At 55.4% G+C, this 20,527-nt stretch carries 15 protein-coding genes; 5 read left to right on the forward strand and 10 right to left on the reverse strand.

What is annotated here, in order from left to right; genetic code table 11:
- Nucleotides 1–132: 132 nt before the first annotated feature.
- The 7 genes from glgA to B5F17_RS08675 all read right to left on the reverse strand — a co-directional run bounded on the left by glgA (nucleotide 133) and on the right by B5F17_RS08675 (nucleotide 10,136).
- Nucleotides 133–1,560 (reverse strand): glycogen synthase GlgA, encoded by a 1,428-nt coding sequence (gene glgA, locus B5F17_RS08645; protein WP_016146377.1) that lies wholly within the window; start codon nucleotides 1,558–1,560, stop codon nucleotides 133–135.
- 139 nt (nucleotides 1,561–1,699) lie between these two features.
- Nucleotides 1,700–2,827, reverse strand: coding sequence for a glucose-1-phosphate adenylyltransferase subunit GlgD (gene glgD / locus B5F17_RS08650; RefSeq protein ID WP_016146376.1), 1,128 nt, complete (start codon nucleotides 2,825–2,827; stop codon nucleotides 1,700–1,702).
- A gap of 17 nt (nucleotides 2,828–2,844) precedes the next feature.
- Complete coding sequence (locus tag B5F17_RS08655) at nucleotides 2,845–4,056, reverse strand: glucose-1-phosphate adenylyltransferase (protein WP_016146375.1); 1,212 nt, start codon at nucleotides 4,054–4,056, stop codon at nucleotides 2,845–2,847.
- Between the two features lie 102 nt (nucleotides 4,057–4,158).
- A complete protein-coding gene (glgB, locus tag B5F17_RS08660; protein WP_242968730.1) occupies nucleotides 4,159–6,231 on the reverse strand; it encodes a 1,4-alpha-glucan branching protein GlgB in 2,073 nt (690 codons plus the stop codon).
- 215 nt (nucleotides 6,232–6,446) lie between these two features.
- Nucleotides 6,447–7,703: a competence/damage-inducible protein A gene (locus B5F17_RS08665; protein WP_087373053.1), complete on the reverse strand. Its 1,257-nt coding sequence runs from the start codon at nucleotides 7,701–7,703 to the stop codon at nucleotides 6,447–6,449.
- Nucleotides 7,704–7,817: 114 nt separating this feature from the next.
- Nucleotides 7,818–8,984, reverse strand: a complete 1,167-nt coding sequence (gene thiI, locus B5F17_RS08670) for a tRNA uracil 4-sulfurtransferase ThiI (RefSeq protein WP_016146372.1) — start codon at nucleotides 8,982–8,984, stop codon at nucleotides 7,818–7,820.
- A 21-nt stretch (nucleotides 8,985–9,005) separates the two neighbouring features.
- Nucleotides 9,006–10,136 (reverse strand): cysteine desulfurase family protein, encoded by a 1,131-nt coding sequence (locus B5F17_RS08675; protein ID WP_087373055.1) that lies wholly within the window; start codon nucleotides 10,134–10,136, stop codon nucleotides 9,006–9,008.
- A 361-nt stretch (nucleotides 10,137–10,497) separates the two neighbouring features.
- Between B5F17_RS08675 and B5F17_RS08680 the strand changes: the two genes are divergently transcribed.
- Nucleotides 10,498–11,772, forward strand: coding sequence for an adenylosuccinate synthase (locus B5F17_RS08680; RefSeq protein ID WP_087373057.1), 1,275 nt, complete (start codon nucleotides 10,498–10,500; stop codon nucleotides 11,770–11,772).
- A 200-nt stretch (nucleotides 11,773–11,972) separates the two neighbouring features.
- The gene (locus B5F17_RS08685; RefSeq protein ID WP_087373060.1) at nucleotides 11,973–13,283 is read left to right on the forward strand and encodes an MATE family efflux transporter; all 1,311 of its coding nucleotides are present in this window, start codon (nucleotides 11,973–11,975) and stop codon (nucleotides 13,281–13,283) included.
- A 103-nt stretch (nucleotides 13,284–13,386) separates the two neighbouring features.
- Here B5F17_RS08685 and B5F17_RS08690 read toward each other — a convergent pair whose 3' ends face one another.
- The 3 genes from B5F17_RS08690 to B5F17_RS08700 form a co-directional block, all read right to left on the reverse strand.
- Nucleotides 13,387–14,169, reverse strand: coding sequence for a TIGR00282 family metallophosphoesterase (locus B5F17_RS08690; protein ID WP_087373063.1), 783 nt, complete (start codon nucleotides 14,167–14,169; stop codon nucleotides 13,387–13,389).
- An 87-nt stretch (nucleotides 14,170–14,256) separates the two neighbouring features.
- Nucleotides 14,257–15,216, reverse strand: a complete 960-nt coding sequence (locus B5F17_RS08695; protein WP_016146366.1) for a ribose-phosphate pyrophosphokinase — start codon at nucleotides 15,214–15,216, stop codon at nucleotides 14,257–14,259.
- A 52-nt stretch (nucleotides 15,217–15,268) separates the two neighbouring features.
- Nucleotides 15,269–16,420, reverse strand: coding sequence for a DapH/DapD/GlmU-related protein (locus B5F17_RS08700; RefSeq protein WP_087373066.1), 1,152 nt, complete (start codon nucleotides 16,418–16,420; stop codon nucleotides 15,269–15,271).
- A 343-nt stretch (nucleotides 16,421–16,763) separates the two neighbouring features.
- On the opposite strand from B5F17_RS08700, the gene B5F17_RS08705 reads away from it, so the two are divergent.
- The 3 genes from B5F17_RS08705 (at nucleotide 16,764) to B5F17_RS08715 (ending at nucleotide 20,183) form a co-directional block, all read left to right on the forward strand.
- Nucleotides 16,764–17,741: a DnaD domain-containing protein gene (locus B5F17_RS08705; RefSeq protein ID WP_087373068.1), complete on the forward strand. Its 978-nt coding sequence runs from the start codon at nucleotides 16,764–16,766 to the stop codon at nucleotides 17,739–17,741.
- A 3-nt stretch (nucleotides 17,742–17,744) separates the two neighbouring features.
- On the forward strand, nucleotides 17,745–18,743 hold the full coding sequence (locus tag B5F17_RS08710) for an ATP-binding protein (protein ID WP_087373070.1): 999 nt from the start codon (nucleotides 17,745–17,747) through the stop codon (nucleotides 18,741–18,743).
- Nucleotides 18,744–19,091: 348 nt separating this feature from the next.
- Nucleotides 19,092–20,183, forward strand: a complete 1,092-nt coding sequence (locus tag B5F17_RS08715; RefSeq protein WP_087373072.1) for a metallophosphoesterase family protein — start codon at nucleotides 19,092–19,094, stop codon at nucleotides 20,181–20,183.
- Nucleotides 20,184–20,527 lie beyond the last annotated feature (344 nt).

Here is a 20,527-nt window from a genome sequence, read left to right on the forward strand (position 1 = left end):
CACTCCTTTGGGAAAGTGCTTTTGCCAAGACCGCCACGGTCTTCGCGGATCGATCTTCGCAAAAACACGCTCTGGCGAAAGCAGGGGCTGCCCGGTTTTCCGGCACAGCCCCGCAGGCTCTCTTCTATCATATCAAATCGCTTGATAGACCTCAACATATTTTTCGGCAGATTTCGTCCAACTGAAATCGGTTTCCATACCGCCCTTCATGAGCTTCTTCCAAGCCTTCGGATTGTAGCGATACACTTCGCACGCCTCGCGCACAACATGGAGCATGTCATGAGCGTTATAGCTGAAGAAGGTAAAGCCATTGCCCGTGCCCAGATAATCGACGAATGCGGTTACCGTATCCTTGAGACCGCCGGTCTCGCGGACAATCGGAATGGTACCGTAACGCAGCGCGATCATCTGCGCCAAACCACACGGCTCGGTCTTGGACGGCATCAGGAACATATCGGAACCGGCATAGATCTTATTGGCCAGCTCACCCGAGAACAGGATGGACACCGAAATCTTATCGGGATGACGGCGCTTGGCCTCGAGAAACATCTGCTCGTACCGCCAGTCGCCCTTGCCCAGCACGATCAATCTTACATCATCCTGCAGGATATCGTCCAGCACAGCCTCGACCAGATCCAGACCCTTCTGGTCGGTCAGTCGGCCAATCATGCCGATAACCGGCGTATTCTCATCGCCTTCCAGTCCGCACAGAGACAGCAGATCGGCCTTATCTTCCTTCTTTCCTGCCATACGACTCGGGGTATAGTGCTTGGCAAGTGCCGGATCGGTTGCCGGGTTGAACGCCGTCATATCGATACCGTTCAAAATACCGTGCAGCTTATAGCTATTATTGCGCAGGATGGAATCCAGTCCATGACCATAGTACGGCGTCTGAATTTCCTCGGCGTAGCTTGGGGAAACCGTCGTAACCGCGCCCGAAGCCAAAATCGCTGCCTTCATCAGGTTGACATCGCCGTCCATCTCCATAAAGCCCGAGCGGAAATGTGCATCGTCAATGCCAAATACATACTCGAGCACGTCTCGGCCATAACGACCCTGGAATGCGATATTGTGGATGGTAAAGACCGTCTTGATATTGGCATAGTCCGGACGGCCGGCAAACATCAGGTTATAATAGACCGGCACAAGTGCGGTCTGCCAATCGTTGCAGTGGATGACATCGGGTTTCCAATCCAGGTCGGGCAGGATCTCGAGCACTGCCTTACTAAAGTATGCGAATCTTTCTGCATCATCATACTCACCATACAGCTGGGTACGTGCAAAATAATATTCGTTGTCGATGAAGTAGTAGGTCACGCCGCCCTTTTCACAGTAGAAAATGCCGCAATACTGATTGCGCCAGCCCAGCTGAACGTAGGCATTTTTCAGATGGGTCATCTTTTCGCGCCAGTTCTGGCCGATGGCACTGTAAAGCGGGCAGAATACGCGCACGTCATGGCCTGCGGCGGCAAGCGCCTCCGGCAATGCACCGGCTACATCTCCCAGTCCGCCCGTCTTGATAAAAGGCGCAACCTCCGAGCTGACAAACATAATTTTCATAATGGTATCCCCTCTCCAGAGAGTAGAAAGCGGGAGCTTCCCACATCGGACGCTCCCGCTCATATAAACGGTATCTAAGATAGAACATCCAGAACACAGTCTGAAAGATAAATATGGGCTGTCGACCCTGAAGTCACGCTTATACGACCGAACGCTTTGCGATAACGACCGGATAATTCTCGTGACCCATCATGGTACGACCTTCACGGATGGTAACACCGCGGTCAAGCACGATGTGTGCCAGCGATGCACCGGACAGAACGCGGCCATTCTCCATGATGATCGAATTCTTGATCTCGGCATCCTTCTCAACCAGTACGTCGCGGAACAGCACCGAGTTGGTAACCTTACCCTCGATGTGGCAGCCGTCTGCTACCAGGCTGTCGCAAACCTCAGCCTGATCGCCATAGTATGCCGGTGCTTCATCGTAAATGCGGGTGAAGATCGGACGGGTACGCAGGAACAGCTCATTGCGGCAGTCCTTATCCAGAATGTCCATGTTTGCCTGGAAGTAATCCTTGGCATCAAAGACCTTGGTATTGTACTCGTTGAATACGTAAGCGCCGATGTTGCTGTCGTTGAGTGCACGGGTCAGCAGCTCACGCTCGAAGTGGATGCAGTTATGGGTGACACAATCTGCAATCAGGTGAATCAGGTACTGGCGGGACATCACATAAACGCCCAGTGCCGAATACTTGCACTTGCCGTCGTTGTTATCGCCAACGCGAATGTCAACGATCTCACGCTTGCGGTTGAGCTCGCAGTAAGTCGTGAACGGATTGTCCGCAGACTTCTTGGTGACAACCATCGTGATATCGTTGCCGCCGTTCTCGTGTGCCTGTACGACTTCGCTGATATCGATATTGGCAATCAGGTCGCCGTCAGCCAGAACAACGTAGTCCGCGCGATTCTTCTGCAGGTAATCGATTGCACCAGCCAGTGCATCGATCTTGCCGCGGTACTCGCCGGTTACCAGCGGAGATGCCTTCTTCGAGTAAGAATACGGCGGCAACAGGGTGATACCTGCGTTCTTACGGGACAGATCCCAGTCCTTACCGTTACCGACATGGTCGATCAGCGACTGGTACTTATCCTTCATCAGCAGGCCGATGCGGTAGATGCCCGCATTGACCATATTGGACAGCATGAAGTCCACAATGCGATAACGGCCGCCGAACGGAACTGCCGCCACCGTACGGTGGTCGGTCAGCTCGCGCAGGTCGTTATCGGTATCAAAAGCAATAATAAGGCCTAAAACATTTTTCATGGTTGCGTCCCCTTCTCTTATTCCTGATCGGGCAGATCCTCGCCTGCCATCTCCTTAGCGCCAAGCTTTGCGTTCTTACCGATGCGAATACCGGATGCGACAACAGCGACACCCCAGTCATCTGCTGCAACATCGCTCGGTGCTGCACCAACCGATGCGCCTGCGCAGATGTGTGCGTTCTCTGCAACGATCGCATAGCGTACCGATGCGCCCTTTTCAACCACTGCACCGGGCATCAGGATAGAATACTCAACCTTCGCACCCTTCTCGATCGTAACGTCCGAGAACAGGATGGATTCGGAAACGTCGCCATAAATCTCACAGCCCTCGGATACCAGCGAGTGTACAACCTTGGACTGCTTGCTGGTGAAGTGCGGGGGTGCACCGTTGTTGCGTCCGTAGATCTTCCAAGTATCGTCGGACAGGTTCAGGCCGGACTTGGGCGAGAGCAGATCCATGTTTGCCTCCCACAGAGACTCGATGGTGCCGACGTCCTTCCAGTAACCCTCAAAGCGGTATGCAACCATCTTCTCGCCTGCATTCAGCATAGCCGGGATGATGTCCTTACCGAAGTCGTTGGACGAAGCGGTGTTGTTCTCATCGTCGATGAGGTACTGGCGCAGCTTCTTCCAGCTGAAGATGTAAATACCCATGGAAGCCAGAGTGCTCTTGGGCTGCTTGGGCTTCTCTTCGAACTCATAGATCGAACCGTCCTCACGGCAGTTCATGATGCCGAAGCGGGAAGCCTCGTCGAGCGGTACGTCCATAACTGCGATGGTTGCGTCCGCGCCCGCCTTCTTATGATGCTGGAGCATCTTGTTGTAGTTCATCTTGTAGATGTGGTCGCCCGACAGGATCAGAACGTAATCCGGGTCGTACTCGTCCACAAACTCGATGTTCTGGTAGATTGCGTTTGCAGTACCCTTGTACCAGTCTGCGCCCTTGCCGCGCTGGTACGGCGGCAGGGTGTATACACCGCCGCGCATACGGTCAAGATCCCAGGTCTGACCGGAACCGATGTACGCGTTGAGCACGTGGGGCTCGTACTGGGTCAGTACGCCGACCGTGTCAATGCCGGAGTTAATGCAGTTAGACAGCGGGAAGTCGATGATTCTGTACTTGCCGCCGAAGGGAACTGCCGGCTTTGCGACCTTTGTGGTCAGGACATACAGTCTGCTGCCCTGGCCGCCGGCCAGCAGCATGGCAACGCATTCTTTCTTTCGATACATGATTACTCTCCGTTTCTCCTCACTTATTTTTATATCCATATCCCTATCGTGCCGTCGCCTTGTGTCCGGCGGCATCGCGGAATGCGATCCGAACGAGGCGATTTACGCCTCGTCGGTCTTGGAAGCTCTGGTGCGGCGTGCCGATGCACGCGGCTTTTCGGTTTTTGCCTTCTCGTTCTTCTTGTTTGCCGTCTTGCTCTCAGCCTTGGCAACCTTGGTCGCCGGAGTGGCCTTTGCGCGACGCGCAACGCGCGGCTTGCCCTTAAAGTACATGACAGACAGCGGTGCGATTTCCAGATCGATCAGATCGTCAAAACCGTGCATCTTGCCCGGTACCATCTTACCGGTCTCCTCATCAAGCACCTTATCCACGACAGAGGCTGCTGCCTTGGAGCGAACCTTGCCGTTTTTGACGCCCGATCCGCCGAACTTGACATCGTCCGAGGTGAAGATCTCCTCGTAAGTGCCCGGATACGGGACACCGATGCGGTAGCTCGGGTGATAAACAGGTGCAAAGTTGACCACGCAGATGAGGTCGGTGCCATCCGATGCAACGCGGCGGAAGGCGATGATATTATTACGATTATCGTCGTGCGAAATCCACTCAAAGCCCTGCCAGTCCATGTCGTTTTCCCACAGCTGCTTATTGGCAAGGTATGCTGCGTTGAGTGCCTTGACGTAGGTCTGCATCTGGCGATGTGCGTCGTAGTCGAGCAGCATCCAATCCAGACCGCGTGCCTCGTTCCACTCGGAGAACTGCGCGAACTCGCCGCCCATGAACAGCATCTTCTTGCCCGGGTGCGCCATCATGTAGCCATAGAGCGCACGCAGCGAGGAAAATTTATTTTCATACGGCTCGGGCATCTTATCGATGAGCGAGCGCTTGCCGTGCACGACCTCGTCGTGCGAGAGCGGCAGGATGTAGTTTTCAGAGAAGGCATACATGAAGGAGAAGGTGATCTTATCATGCATGTCCTTGCGGAAGAACGGGTCTGCCGACATGTAGCACAGCATATCGTTCATCCAGCCCATGTTCCATTTGAAGTTAAAGCCCAGTCCGCCGACCGAACCCGGCTTGGTGACCATCGGCCATGCCGTGGACTCCTCTGCGATCATCATGACGTCCGGATGCTCGCTGAGTACCATATGGTTGAGCATACGCAGGAAGTCGACCGCTTCCAGATTCTCACGTCCGCCGTAGATATTGGGTCTCCACTCGCCCTGACGGTTGTAATCCAAATAGAGCATGGATGCGACCGCGTCTACGCGCAGGCCGTCGATGTGGAACTGCTCAATCCAGAACATTGCCGAGGAGAACAGCAGGTTACGTACCGACACCTTACCGTAATCGAATACGCGGGTGCCCCACTCCTTATGCTCCATCTTGAGCGGATCGGCGTACTCATAGAGGTACGAACCGTCAAACTCAACCAGGCCATGTCCGTCCTTGGGGAAGTGTGCCGGAACCCAGTCCATGATGACACCGATTCCAGCCTCATGGCACTTGTCCACAAAATACATGAGATCATGCGGCGTGCCATAACGCGAGGTTGCGGCAAAATAGCCGGTGACCTGATAACCCCAAGAACCGTCGAGCGGGTGCTCGGTGAGCGGCATGCACTCGATGTGGGTGTAGCCCATCTCCTTGACGTAAGGAATCAGCTCGTCAGCCAGCTGGCGGTAAGAATAGAAGTTTCCATCCTCGTGCCGCTTCCACGAGCCCATATGTACCTCATAGATGTTGACCGGTGCGGTGTACGGCAGGTGCTTGCCTCTCCAGTCCATCCAGCTGTTATCGTGCCATTCATAGCCTGCAAGATCGAAGGTCTTGGAAGCGTTGGACGGGCGTGTCTCCGAATGGAAGGCGTACGGGTCGGCCTTATCAAAGAACTGTCCGTCCTGCGTATGAACGGAATACTTGTACGAATCATATTGCTTGACACCAGGAATAAAGCACTCCCAAATGCCTGTTTCATCGCGCACCATTTTGTGCGCGTCGCGACTCCAGCCGTTGAATTCACCCATTACTGCAACTTCCACTGCATTCGGCGCGTAGACAGAAAAATAGTAACCTTCCTGACCATCACGTGTCTGCGGATGTGCACCCATGAATTCAAACGCGCGGCAATCCCGACCGGATTGAAACAAGGCGGCATGCTCTTCTTTGGTTGTCATCCTTGTCTGCAAAGTCATGCATTCATCTCCCTCTAAGATGCGCGAAAATGCGCGATTTCCTCAGTATTCCAGAACTTCCCGTCGATCTTTGTCGTTTTTACACAGTTTCCGGCAGGCTAAAATCTGTTTTACTAGGTATAGTATACAACCGCAGCAAAAAAAAGTCCAGTGATATTTCGCTTTTTATGCAAACACTGGACAATTTTTATGAACTTTTAGCGTCCCTTTTGGTCACACTGACCTTCCGGCAGCAAACGGCGCACGAGGTCGAGTGCTGTCGAAGCAGCCTGGTTGCGAACGCGGTCACGGCCAAGGCTCGACCGCATTTCCCGGGTGTGACATACGCCTCTGAGGCATACACTGATATAAACCAGTCCCACCGGTTTTTCCTCGGTTCCGCCGCCCGGTCCTGCAACCCCCGTGATACCAACGCCAAAGTCCGTACCCATCAGTTCCATCACCCCGCGCGCCATCTGTTCGGCAACTTCGGGTGAAACAGCACCTTTTTCAGCCAGCGTTTGTTCAGAAACGCCCAGCACCTTGACTTTGACTTCGTTGGCATACGAGCACACGCCGCCCTTATAATATTCCGATGCACCCGGCAGATCGGTGATGCGCTTGGACAGCAGACCACCCGTGCAGCTCTCTGCAACCGCCAGCGTCATGCCTCTTTCGCGCAAGCCATCTCCCACGACCTGTTCCAGAGAATCCACATCCACGCCGTACACGCTGTCGCCCAGCATGGATACCACCTGCTCGACCACAGGTTCCAGCATCTGCTCGGCCTGCTCGGGCGTGTCTGCCTTAGCAGTAACACGTGCGAAGCACTCGCTGGTCTTAGCATAGGGTGCGATGGTCGGGTTGGTCATTGAGGCCATCATGTCGTGCAGAATGGTCTCCATCGCCGACTCGCCCAGACCGAATACACGCACATTGTGCGAAACGATGCAGCCGCCTGCCAGCTTGTACAGGTACGGCATTGCACAATGCTTGAACATCGGTTCACACTCGCGCGGCGGACCGGGCAGCATGATGACGTGCGTGCCGTCAGCCTCAAACGCACAGCCCGGTGCGGTGCCCCAGTCGTTTTGCAGCGGTACGCAGCCCTCTGGCAGCCATGCCTGCTTTTCATTGTTCGGCGTCATCTCACGGCCAATATTATCAAAAAAAGCATGAATGCGTGCAAGCGCCTCCTGATCGAGCGCCATTTTCTTGCCAAATACCCGTGCTAACGTCTCCTTGGTCAGGTCGTCCAGCGTCGGCCCCAGGCCACCGGTCGTGATGATAATATCCGCACGCTCTTTGGCCTCTCGAATGACACGCTCCAGACGCTGCGGATTATCACCGACCACGGTCTGATAATAAACGTCAATGCCCAGCTCGGACAGGCCCTGCGAGATGACCTGGGCATCGGTATTCACAATGTCGCCGAGCAGAATCTCGGTACCGACTGCAATCAGTTCTGCTTTCATAGTGGGGTTCCTTCTTTCTCACGCCTGCGGCGCGGTACAATGTAACGATACTACAGCACAGTGCGCGCTACAATCAAATCTGCGTAAAATTTTGTTGGAAATGGTTGGAAATGATCAGACGATCACCCGCTCGGTGTTCTGTACTGCCTCATCTACCAGTGCCTCAACATCCAGATGCGACTCGGCTTCCAGAATCTTGGGCATCTTGGGCTTGGTATTCGGATGCTTGGGCGTGAAGACCGTGCAGCAATCCTCATACGGCAGAATAGAGGTCTCAAAGGTATCGATCTTGCGTGCAATCTGCACGATTTCTTCCTTATCCATGCCGATAACCGGACGGAAGACCGGCAGCGTCTCACAGACCGCATTGGTAACCGCCATCGCCGGCATAGTCTGGCTTGCAACCTGTCCTAGACTCTCGCCCGTAATCAAGCCGCCGCACTCGTACTGAATGGCCAGCTTTTCGGCAATGCGCATCATAAAGCGGCGCATAATGAGCGTAAACAGCTCCTCATGGCACTTGTCGCGGATCTCTTCCTGAATCTTGGTGAACGGTACGACCAGAATGGGCATACGGCCACAGTATGCGGTCAGCTTGCGTCCCAGCTCAAAGACCTTTTCCTTGGCACGGTCCGAGGTGTACGGATAGCTGAAAAAGTGAATGCCAATCAGTTCCAGACCGCGCTTGGTCATCATATAGCCTGCAACGGGCGAGTCGATACCGCCCGACAGCAGCAGGGCTGCACGGCCATTGGTGCCGACCGGCATACCGCCTGCGCCCTGTACCGGCCCCGGATGAACGAACGCATACTGGTCGCGAATCTCAAAGTGGATGGTCAGCTCCGGATGATGCATGTCCGGCTTCATGTGCTTGTACTTTTCAGCCAGCTCACCACCCAGATGCTGGGAAACCTGTACCGAGGTCATCGGGAAACGCTTGTCGCCGCGCTTGGTCTCGACCTTAAACGACTTGGCATCGGCAATGCGGTCGGCCAGGTAGGACTCTGCGGTCGCCTGCATGGATTCCAGCGTCTTTTCGCACACAGCTGCGCGGCAGATAAGTGCGATACCGAAAATCTTGAGCACGGCATCCATGACGGCATCACCGTCTACGCCCTCGGGAATCTCAACATAGATAACCGACTGGCGCATGGTCACCGTGCAGTCACCGATATGCTTCAAGCGGCGCTTGATGTTGCCGAGCAGGCGGTCTTCGAACTTCTTACGGTTGAGACCCTTGAGCACGATCTCACCGCACTTGAGCAGCAATACTTCTTTCATAGAGGGATAATCCTTTCTTCTTTATCGTCTGAGCATGCGCACGCCCGCTTCCAATCCTTCCAGCAGCGCGTCCACGTCTTCTTTGGTGTTAAAGGGTGCAAACGAGATGCGCAGTGCGCTGTCGATGCGCTTTTTATCCAGTCCCATGGCGCGCAGCACCGGGCTTTCCTTGCCCTTCGAGCAGGCCGAACCGGCCGAGACAAACACGTCCTTGGATTCGAGCACGCGCAGCATGACCTCGCTCTTGCATCCGGGCAGCGACAGATTGACGACATGGGGCACGTCTCCCTGTCCGTTCCACTGCACAAAATCAAATTTTGCATTTACCTGCTCGGTCAGGTAGTCCTTGAGCATGGCAACATGTGCAACGTCCTCGGTCATCTGCGCGGCACGCTCGCGGCAGGCTGCGGCAAAGGCTGCAATCTGCGGCATGGGTTCGGTGCCCGAGCGGAAGCCGCTCTCCTGACCGCCGCCCACGATGTACGGCGCGAGGCGCACGTCGCGCTTCATATACAGTGCACCGATGCCCTTGGGTGCGCCGATCTTATGGCCGCTGACGCTGAGCAGGTCACAGTTCCACTTCTTGGGTGTGAGCGGCAGGCGGAACAGTCCCTGTACTGCGTCCACATGGAACAGTGCAGACGGATTCTTGCGTTTCAGTGCGCGTCCGATCTCTGCAACCGGCAGAACCGTGCCCACTTCGTTATTGACCAGCATGCAGGACACCAGAATGGTATCCTCACGCATGGCGTTTTCCATATCTTCGGCCAGAATGTGACCGTCCGCGGTCGGCTGGACGTAAGTCACCTCGAAGCCTTCGCTTTCCAGTCTGCGGCAGGCATTCAAGGTCGCCGCGTGCTCGATGGCCGTGGTTACGATATGTCGTCCGGCATGGCGATTTTTGCGTGCCGCACCGAAAATCGCGGTATTGATGCTCTCGGTACCGCCCGAAGTAAAGTACGTCTCGGCAGCTGTGCCGCCCAGAACAGCTGCAACGGCCTCCCGGCTGTCCTTGAGCACCCGCGCAGCCTCAATGCCCATTTTATGCAGGGACGACGGATTGCCAAATTCCTCGCGCATCATGTGCATCGCTGCCTCGGCAGCCGCAGGCAGCACACGCGAGGTGGCGGCGTTGTCCAAATAGTGTATCATCTGATCGGAACCTCCTGAAAAATTCCCTGATTTTTTTCGATTGTACCTATTATACCATAGCCGGACTCTTTTTTTAAGCCCTTCTGTCGATTTCACCCGCTCGTTCCGCACGCTGTGCACTCCCGCGTGAAACTCCTCGAATCACATGGTTTTCACCATTATTTCGCCCTTTCCTCCTCTGTTTTTTTGTCAAAATACGAAAATTTACACCCGTCCTATTGTACTGCGGACCCGATTGCGTTATAATATGGAATGTATGCCGGATGCGTTCCGGCATCGCAAAACCTGTATTCAATACCAAAGGATGGGATTTCTTCCCTTCCTGTTCATTTTTTCTATCTGTGAAAGGGGCTTTCTAGTTATGCCTGGCAAAGTAATCTTAGGCGCTCAGTGGGGCGACGAAGGCAAAGGCAAATTCATCGACATCTTTGCGGCACACGCCGATCTTGTGGTGCGCAGCCAGGGAGGCAACAACGCCGGTCATACGGTCGTTGTTGATGGTGAAAAGTACAAACTGCAGCTCATTCCCTCGGGTATCCTCTACCCCGACTGCATCAACATCATCGGCCCGGGCGTCGTCGTAGACCCGCGCAACATCCTGCGTGAGATCGACGGTCTGGCAGAAAAGGGCGTCAAGGCAGACAAGCTGTTCATCGACGCACGCTGCCACTGTATCCTGCCCTGGCACCTCGAACTGGATGCCCTGTCCGAAAAGGCTCGCGGCGGCGACGATATCGGCACCACCAAGAAGGGCATCGGCCCCACCTACATGGACAAGGCTGAGCGCATCGGCGTGCGCATGCACGACTTCATCGATCCCAACCGTTTTGAAAACGTGATGCGTGCAGCCTGCGCACGCAAGAACAAGGTCATCACCGGTGTTTACGGCGGTGAGCCCATCGACATCGAGGCCGTTCTCGAGGAGTACCGCACCTATGCAGAGCGTCTGCGCGCACATGTTCGTGACACCTCCATTCTAACCTACGAGGCCATCAAGGACGGCAAGTTCGTTCTGTTTGAGGGCGCTCAGGGTACGCTGCTCGATCTCGATATGGGTACCTACCCCTATGTTACTTCGTCCCATCCGATCGCTGGCGGCTGCTGCATCGGTTCAGGTGTTGGCCCCTCTGCCATCACCGATATCATGGGTATCTTCAAGAGCTACACCACCCGCGTCGGCAAGGGTCCCTTCCCGACCGAGCTGTTCGACGAGACCGGCGACTACATCCGCAATGCCGGCGGCGAGTTTGGTACGGTTACCGGCCGTGCACGCCGTACCGGTTGGTTCGATGCAGTCATCGCACGCTATGCCGTTCGCGTTAACGGTCTGACCGAAATGGTCATCAACAAGATCGACCCCCTGCGCGGTCTGCCCAAGCTCAAGGTCTGTGTCGCTTACGATCTCGGCGGCCAGCGCATCACCGAGTTCCCGGCAAACTTCGCTGATCTCGAGCACTGCACCCCGATCTACGAGGAGTTCGACGGCTTCGATGAGGATATCACCGCTTGCCGCACCTACGACGAACTGCCCCAGTCGGTCAAGGACTATATCGCAGCCCTCGAGCGCATCTGCGGCTGCAAGGTCACCATGCTGGGTGTTGGCCCGGCGCGCGATCAGGTCATCACCATCGACTGATCGTAAAACATGCAAACAAAACCGCTCCGCTTTTCGGAGCGGTTTTCTTTTTCCCCTGTCTTGACATTCCCGCACACACATGTTATCCTTATCTCGTTCGTTATCGCCGGATAGCGGACCGTAAACGCTTGGATTCTGTATCGTAGGCCTTTGAAGATACAGAACACCGGCGTTTTTATTTGTTTTAGGGGGTATTTTCAATGAAACATGCGTTCCGGGAATTCGCCCGGTATGCTTCGCTCAACGCACTCGGCATGCTCGGCTTTTCCTGCTACATCTTAGCCGACACCTTTTTTATCGCTCAAGGTCTGGGCGCTGACGGTCTGACCGCGCTCAATCTCGCCATCCCGATTTACAGTTTGGTGCACGGCTGCGGTCTGATGCTCGGCATGGGCGGTGCGACCCGGTACTCGATCTGCCGCGGCCAACGAGACAACGACGGCGCGTCGGCAGCGTTTGTCAGTTCGGTCTATCCTGCTGTGCTGCTCGCAATCATTTTTGTCTCGGCTGGTTTATTCTTTCCCACGCCACTCGCATCCCTGCTTGGTGCCGATGCGCAGGTGCTCACCATGACCGCAACCTATCTGCGCGTCATTCTGCTCTTCTCGCCTGCCTTCCTGCTCAACGACATTCTGGTCTGCTTTGTGCGCAATGACGGTTCTCCCCGTCTGTCCATGACCGCCATGCTCGCGGGCAGTTTTTCCAACATTATTTTGGACTATGTGTTCATCTTCCCCTGTCAGATGGGCATTTTCGGTGCCGTTCTGGCAACCGGTCTGGCACCGTGCATCAGTCTGGTTGTACTGTCCTTCCACCGCAAGCATGCAGGGTTCGGTCTGCGCCGCTGCCCGGTCACCCCGTCCCTCATCGGACGCATGCTGGCACTCGGTCTGCCCTCTCTGGTCACCGAGCTGTCCTCCGGCATCGTCATTCTGGTGTTTAACTTCATCATTCTCGGTCTGTGCGGTAATACCGGTGTTGCAGCTTATGGTGTGGTTGCCAATCTGTCCCTCGTGGTCATCGCCCTGCTCACCGGCATTGCTCAGGGTGTACAGCCGCTGCTCAGTCATGCTTATGGACGCAACGCGCAGTCGGATATCCGTCAGCTGATGCGCTATCTGATCGTCACCGTGCTCACACTCTCGGTTGCTATCTATGCCCTGTTCATTTTCTGCGACACACCGGTCGTCGCGGCATTCAACAGCGCACAGGATGCTGCACTGCAGTCGATCGCCGAAGATGGTCTGCGTCTGTACTTCCTCGCAATTCCCTTCGCAGGCTGCAACATTGCGCTCTCCTTCTTCTTTACCTCGATTGGTCGTGCACTGCCCGCGCACTGCATCTCGCTGCTGCGCGGTCTGGTGCTCATCGTTCCCATGGCATTCGCGCTGTCTGCACTCTTTGCGCTCACCGGTGTATGGCTGACCTTCCCGGTGACCGAGCTGCTTGTCACAATTTGCGGCGTTGTGCTTTACTGGCGCAGTATGCGGACAAGCAAGCCCGTCAGATAAAAAGAAAAACCGCTCGTTTGAGCGGTTTTTTTACGTTCTGCGAAAGATATCAGTCCATTTATCTAGGAAAAACTGTCCATACAACGACTTTCCGTCGTTCTCGTCAGCCTCCCAGCCGTTCAAACAACGGTGTGACCTTGCGGCACTTGCCGGTCGACTGGTCGATATCAAAGACTGCACCCATCAGGGCGGTCTCACCGCCTGCGGCACGGAAATACTCGGTCAGGTCGCCGCGGAACATGGCAATCGACTGCTCGGGTTCCACACCCAGCACCGACCACAAGGGACCGGTCATGCCGAGATCGGTGATATAGCCCGTACCCTTCGGGTTGACTCTTGCGTCGGCCGTTTGGACATGGGTATGGGTTCCATAGACCGCGCTGCATCGGCCGTCCAGGTAAAATCCCATAGCCAGCTTTTCACTAGTCGCACCCGCGTGAATCTCACAGACTGCCAGGTCGTATTTTCCCTTTTGCTCGCGCAGAATGCGGTCGGCACACAAAAACGGATTATCCGGGCCGAAGACCATCTCGCACCGGCCAATCAGGTTCATGATGAGCAGGCGGTAGCCCTTGCAATCATAGATGCCCCAGCCACGTCCGGGCTGCTGGGGTGCGTTATTGGCCGGGCGCAGGATGTACGAGCAGTCGTCCAGATACGGGATGATCTGGCGCTTATTGTAAACGTGGTTGCCCAGCGTGATGACATCTGCACCGGCATCAAAAATGTCATCTGCCTGATCGGGTGTGATGCCCACACCCGAAGCATTCTCGCCGTTTACGATGGTGAAATCGATGGCATGCTGCTTTTTGAGCGTGCGCAGCAGCCGTCTGAGCGTATCAAGGCCGGGTTTGGAGACCACGTCCCCAATCGCTAAAATATTCATATTGCTTCCTTTCTTGCTGTGAAAAGAGCCTGGGCGTTGTGTCCAGGCTCTCTCGGTAAGCGACGCGACATGCGCCGGGTTCTTCAATTAGTCGAACAACGGGGAAACAGAAACTTCCTCGTAGATACGTGCGATTGCCTCGGTGAATACCGGTGCAACCTGCAGCACGTGGATCTTGTCGATCATCTTCTCCTGCGGCAGTGCGATGGTGTCAAGCAGGGTCAAAGTCTTGATCGGGCTGTTCTGGATGCGCTCGATTGCCGGGCCGGACAGAACGCCGTGGCTTGCGCAAGCGTGAATCTCGGTTGCGCCGCCCTTCTCAACCAGTGCCTCTGCTGCATGTACCAGAGTACCAGCAGTATCGATCAGGTCGTCGACCAGCATAACCTTCTTGCCGCGTACGTCGCCGATGATGTTCATAACCTCGGAAACGTTTGCCTTCGGGCGGCGCTTGTCGATGATTGCCAGCGGCAGATCCAGCTTCTCAGCAAACTTACGTGCACGGTTGACCGAGCCAAGGTCAGGGGAAACGATGACGAGATCGTCGCGGTTGAGGCCAAAGGTACCAGCGATATGCGGGATGAGAACCGATGCGCCCATCATGTTATCAACCGGAATGTTGAAGAAGCCCTGAATCTGGGTTGCGTGCAGGTCCATGGTCAGGACACGGTCTGCACCAGCGGTGGTCAGCAGGTCAGCGATCAGCTTAGCAGAGATCGGATCACGTGCCTTGCTCTTACGATCCTGACGTGCGTAGCCAAAGTACGGCATAACAGCGGTGATTCGACCAGCGGATGCACGGCGGCATGCGTCGATCATAATCAGCAGCTCCATCAGATTGTTGTTAACCGGCTCACAGGTAGACTGAATCAGGAAAACGTCCGAACCACGGACAGACTCACCGATGGAAACCGAAATTTCACCATCCGAGAAGGTGTTGACGGTTGCCTTGCCGAGCGGCAGGCCCAGTGCAGATGCGATCTGCATTGCGAGTGCCGGGTGAGAGTTACCGCAGAAAATCTTGATGTTTTTACCGTGAGAAATCATTTGTGTTGTACCCCCTGCGTACACTGTTCTTTTTGATTTTTAAGATTCATTTTTATTTTTTATCAGCCTTTTCCGCTTCCATGCGTGCGCGGCGCTTATCATTCCAGCCCTCAAGCGTGGTCTGACGCGCGCGTGCAACTGCCAGTGCGCCGTCCGGCACGTCCTTGGTTACCGTCGTACCCGCTGCCGTGAAGACACGGTCACCGAGCTTAACAGGAGAAACAAGGTTGGTGTTGCAGCCGATGAAGCAGTCATCGCCGATATAAGTATGGAATTTATGATAGCCGTCATAATTGACGACAACCGTTCCGCAGCCAAAGTTTACACGCTCACCAACGGTTGCGTCACCGATATAAGTCAGGTGCGAAACCTTGGTGCCGTTGCCGATCTCGGCCTTCTTCAGCTCAACAAAGTCACCGATACGGGTCTTGTTGCCTACATTGCAGCCCGGGCGCACATAAGCAAACGGGCCGACCGTGGCATCTGCGCCGATGGTGCTCTCATAAACCTGAGAAGAGTTGACAGACGTGCGGTCACCGACCTTAGCATGCTCAAGCAGGCTGTTCGGGCCGATCTTGCAGTCGCTGCCGATGACGCAGCCTGCACGAATGATCGTTCCCGGCAGGATGACCGTTCCGGCACCGATCACTGCATCCGGTGCAATGTACACGCTGTCGGGTGCAAAAATCTGTACGCCTGCTGCAATGTGACGCATGTTGATGCGCGCACACAGACGCTTCTGTGCCTCGAATGCGCTCACGCCGTCTACAACCGGCACGACCGGCTCGGCCAGAACGACCTCGACCGACTTACCCGCACTGATCGCCTGGTTGACAGCCGCGATCAGATCGCCGTCCGGCAGGGCGGCAAGGGCTTCGGTACGTGCGCACACGACCGGTACAGTATCCGGAGCAATGCGCGTAATGCTGTCGGCGGCATCGCGCGGCGGCATATGAGCGGCGAACACTGTGAAATCTGCGCCGACGGCCATATGGTTCTGGACCAGGCGCTGATACTCTGCTGCGGTCAGTTCCGGACAGGGTGCACCGATCAGCAGGACGTTGTCTCCTGCCGTCTCAATGACCCCTTCCCGAAATCCCGCTTCTGCCAGCGCACTCTTCACCCATGCGCCCGCGCTCTGAAACAGCACAGGGGTCTCGTAGGCTTTTTGTGCACCACGCAGGATTGTCGTAATTTGGCTCATGAAATTAGTCCTTTCAATTTCCGTGTTCGGGTGCGCCAGCGGCACCCATACCAATCCAGATATAATTATACTATATCATGTCCGGGATTTCACTGTCAAATTGAGAAAATTTATAGGGAATTTTCTGGATGTTCTACGCCCTTTGGACAAAGAATCCGCTTTCTTCCTGCAAAGTCCCACATTCCGAAACACAATATGCCCAACACTGCCAATACAAACAGGCATTGGTCATGCGCGGTCTCGCCCCGCCCCTTGCACATTCCGACAAAACACGATATAATAATCTCGTTTCAGACCGCCCTGTCGGGCGGCATTTTTTCACTTTGCCTGTTTGGAGGTTTCCATGAGCCTTGCATCCCTTTTGATGCCCGAGAGCGAGTTCCGCGTCATCCGCTGCGAGATCGCGGACAAGCTCATCCAATGCGGCGACGGCGATGCCGCGCTGCTCTATCTTTATATTATACGGCACGGCAATCGCTTTCAAGAGACCCAGGCCATGCGTGACTTGCGGCTGTCCAAAGAGCGCTTTGAGCGTGCGGTCTTTACCCTGACCAACCTTGCCATCGCGCAGTCTCCCACTGCCACCGAAATCACGCCGTCCCCTGCGCCGCGCTACACGGCATCCGAGCTGCGTGCCGCCCGTGCGGACGACCACCGCTTCCGCGCCGTCTGCGACACCGCCGAAAGCATACTCGGCCGTCCGCTGACCGATGCCTTACAGCGCACCTTATATACGGTATACAATCACATCGGTCTGCCCGCAGAAGTCATCATTGAGCTTTTGAGCTATTTGAATCGTGACAAGGGTGCAATCAAGGGCCGCGACATCGAGCGCGAAGCCTGCATCTGGTCGGACAAAGGCATCCTGACCACCGCCGACGCGCAGCGCTATCTGTCCGAAGTCGAAGCCGAAAAACCGCTGCGTGACGCACTTTTCCAGACGCTTGGCGTGGTTGGTCGTGCACCGACTGCCGCAGAGCGCTCGCTCATCGCACTTTGTCTGGAAAAGGGATTCCCGCCCGACACGTTACAGCTTGCAATCCAGCGCATGAAGCGCGGTATCGGTCAGTTCTCGGCCAGCTATCTGCGCAAAATGCTGTCCTCCTGGGATCAGAAGGGCGTTCACACGGTCGCTGAGATCACCGCACTGGAACCGGAATCCATCCGCAAAAATCAACCGGCCGCTCCGGTCACCGAGCCGCCATTCGGCAATACCGCTGCCCCGGCTGCCGGATCTGCCCAGCCCGCTCAGCTGGCCGACTGGGAAAAAGAATGGCTCGAAGAAGTCAAGCGCCGCCGCGCTGCGCGTGAGGAGGGATAACCCATGCACTACAATCGTGAGATTTTATCTTCCGTCCTGCGGGACATGGAACGGGAACACACCGCCCGCACCGAACTGTTCGCGCAGCGCCGCGAAGAAGTTTATGCCCGTCTGCCCCGGGTGCGCGAGATCGACCGCGAACTGTCGGGCACGGCAGCTGCCGTCCTGCACGCCGCGCTCGCTGCCGGAGACGATCCGGCCGATGCCATCGAACAGCTCAAGACGCGCAATCTGGAACTCCAAGCCCAGCGCCGTGCGCTGCTTGAGCAGAATGGATTCGGCGCAAACTACCTGGATGAGACACCGCTGTGCGAAACCTGCGGTGACAGCGGCTATGTCGGTACCGAGCCGTGTGATTGCCTCAAAAAACGCTATGCTGCTCGTCTGACCGAGGAGCTATCCACCATTCTCCCCATCACAGACCAGAACTTTGAGCGTTTTCGCCTGGATTACTATTCCGATGTGCCAGATGGCCGTCTGGGCATGTCGGCACGCGAGAATATGGAATATAATCTGTCCATCTGCCGCGCGTATGCAGACAGATTCTCGGTACATTCTCCCAATCTGCTGCTCTACGGCTCGACCGGTCTGGGCAAGACCTTCCTGTCTTCCTGTATCGCTAAAGTCGTATCCGAACACGGATTCTCGGTCGCATACGACACTTCCATCCGTATCTTCAGCAGCTACGAGAGTGTAAAGTTCGGCGCTGCGGATGCGTCCGAGGCCGCTCGCCGCGTGCGCAAGTATGAACAGTGTGACCTGCTCATCATTGACGATCTGGGCACCGAGATGGCGACCGCGTTCACGGTCTCGGCACTCTACGGCCTGCTCGCCGACCGCCTCATGCGCCGCCGTCCCATGATTGTGAACACCAACCTGCTGCCTGCGGAATTTGAAAAGCGTTATTCCCCGGCCATCGCCTCCCGTCTGACCGGTGAGTTTGAACAATTACGCTTCTTTGGAGACGATATTCGTGCCAAAAAGCGCCGCGGAACGCTATAATTTAGGGACTGAAATGATTTGTTCACAATTTAAGAAAAAGGGATACAAAAGGTTCACAGGTCGTTCAAACTTTATTCACATATCCTCCTGACTTGTGGGGTATACTTAGTACATCAGCAAGGGATGCCGCAAACCCTTCCTGATAGAAGAAATGCCATCATTCTTTCAAATGTTTCTTTACCCCCCTATTTTTACCCCCTTATTTTGTGAGACAACCGGTGAAAGCCCGCTCGAAAGAGCGGGCTTTTGCTTTTGTTCGCGCCTTTTCCTCTTCCCAATGTCTTCGGTTGCATTCCCCTGCTGCCGCTGATATAATGAAAAGGACGATATAAGGAGGTTTTTTCCCCGATGCTCAGATTTCTCCACCTCGCCGACCTGCACCTCGGCGCGGCTTTCGATATGCTCTCTCAAAAAGCTGCGGAGTCCGCACAGCAAAAGCAGTTTGCTGCGCTGGAACACGCAGTACGCGTAGCCGGTCGGGAACGTGCGCATGCGATCCTGATCGCAGGCGATTTGTTCGACTCCCCGCTGCCCTCGGCAACGGTCTTTTCCCGTGCAATGTCTATTTTATCTCAGGCAGCTTGTCCGGTTCTGATCGCCCCCGGCAATCACGACCATATCTGCGCAGGCAGTCCTTACCTGACTTCCGCTCTGCCTTCCAATGTGCATGTTTTCACCCAGTCCACGCTGGAACCTGTCCATCTGGGTGAGGCGGCAACCGTTTGGGGTGCGGCCTTCCACGATCAGAGTGCGGTCATTCCGCTCACCCATCGCAAATTCTCCCGTCCGGTCAATATCTGTCTGGTGCATACCGACCTCAAAACCGATGGTGGATACAACCACTATGCCCCCGACGAGATCGCTGCCAGCGGATTCTCGTATCTGGCTGCCGGTCACAACCACGCCCCCAGTGGTCTGCGCCGCGCTGGCGGTACAGTCTTTTGCTGCCCGGGTGGTATGAGTGCAGTCGCGAGCACCGAGACCGGTCGAAAAGGCTTTCTGCGCATTGAAATCGGCGAAACCATCAAGGCTCAGTTTATTGAATCCAAGGCTGTGGAATTTTCCCGCATTGAAATTGACTTGACCCCCATCCCGTCGGATACTGGTTTACAGAAGGTACTTATTGAACGCATTCCCAAAAATCATGACCGCGTTTGTGCAACGGTTGCACTGGTCGGTGAACGCATCTATGAGCCAAACCTCACTGCCCTGCGTCGGGTATTGGGACAGGTCTTTTTGAGCTGTGAAGTTGTGGATGAAACTGTACCCAAAAAGCCGGTCTGGCGCTACTTACAACAGGATGACCTGCGCGGCGCAGTTAGCAGACGGTATCGTGATTTGATTGAAGCGTCGAACTCTTCGGAGGAAAAAGAAGCGCTCATGTTGGCGCTGCGCTATGCACTAGCTGCATTCGACGACGATCCCAGACCGCAAGCCTAACCCAAACCACCGCACCCAACGCTAAAAGTTTCGCCAGCCTTTTCAAAGGCTGCGGGTTCTCAGGGCAGCGCCCTGAGCCGGACTCCGGCCCGTAGGTCACTATCCTTATTTCCGCGCCGAGCGCGGATAAAATGAGTGCTAGAGTCCGGAACTCCCCTTTTGAAACCCGGTGTCCAACCCGGGTTTCAACTAAAACAAAACACAAAAGGAAAGACCGTCCTGTCGGACGGTCTTTCCAGAGAATTGCGCGTCTGTGGACGCGCTTTTATTTTTTTATTTTGGTTGATTCCGGTCAAAAGACCGGAATCAAAAAGGGGATTTCGCGGCTTGCGAGCCGCGACTTG

It is taken from the genome of Butyricicoccus pullicaecorum (assembly GCF_002160355.1).
Classification (GTDB): Bacteria; Bacillota; Clostridia; order Oscillospirales; family Butyricicoccaceae; genus Butyricicoccus; species Butyricicoccus pullicaecorum.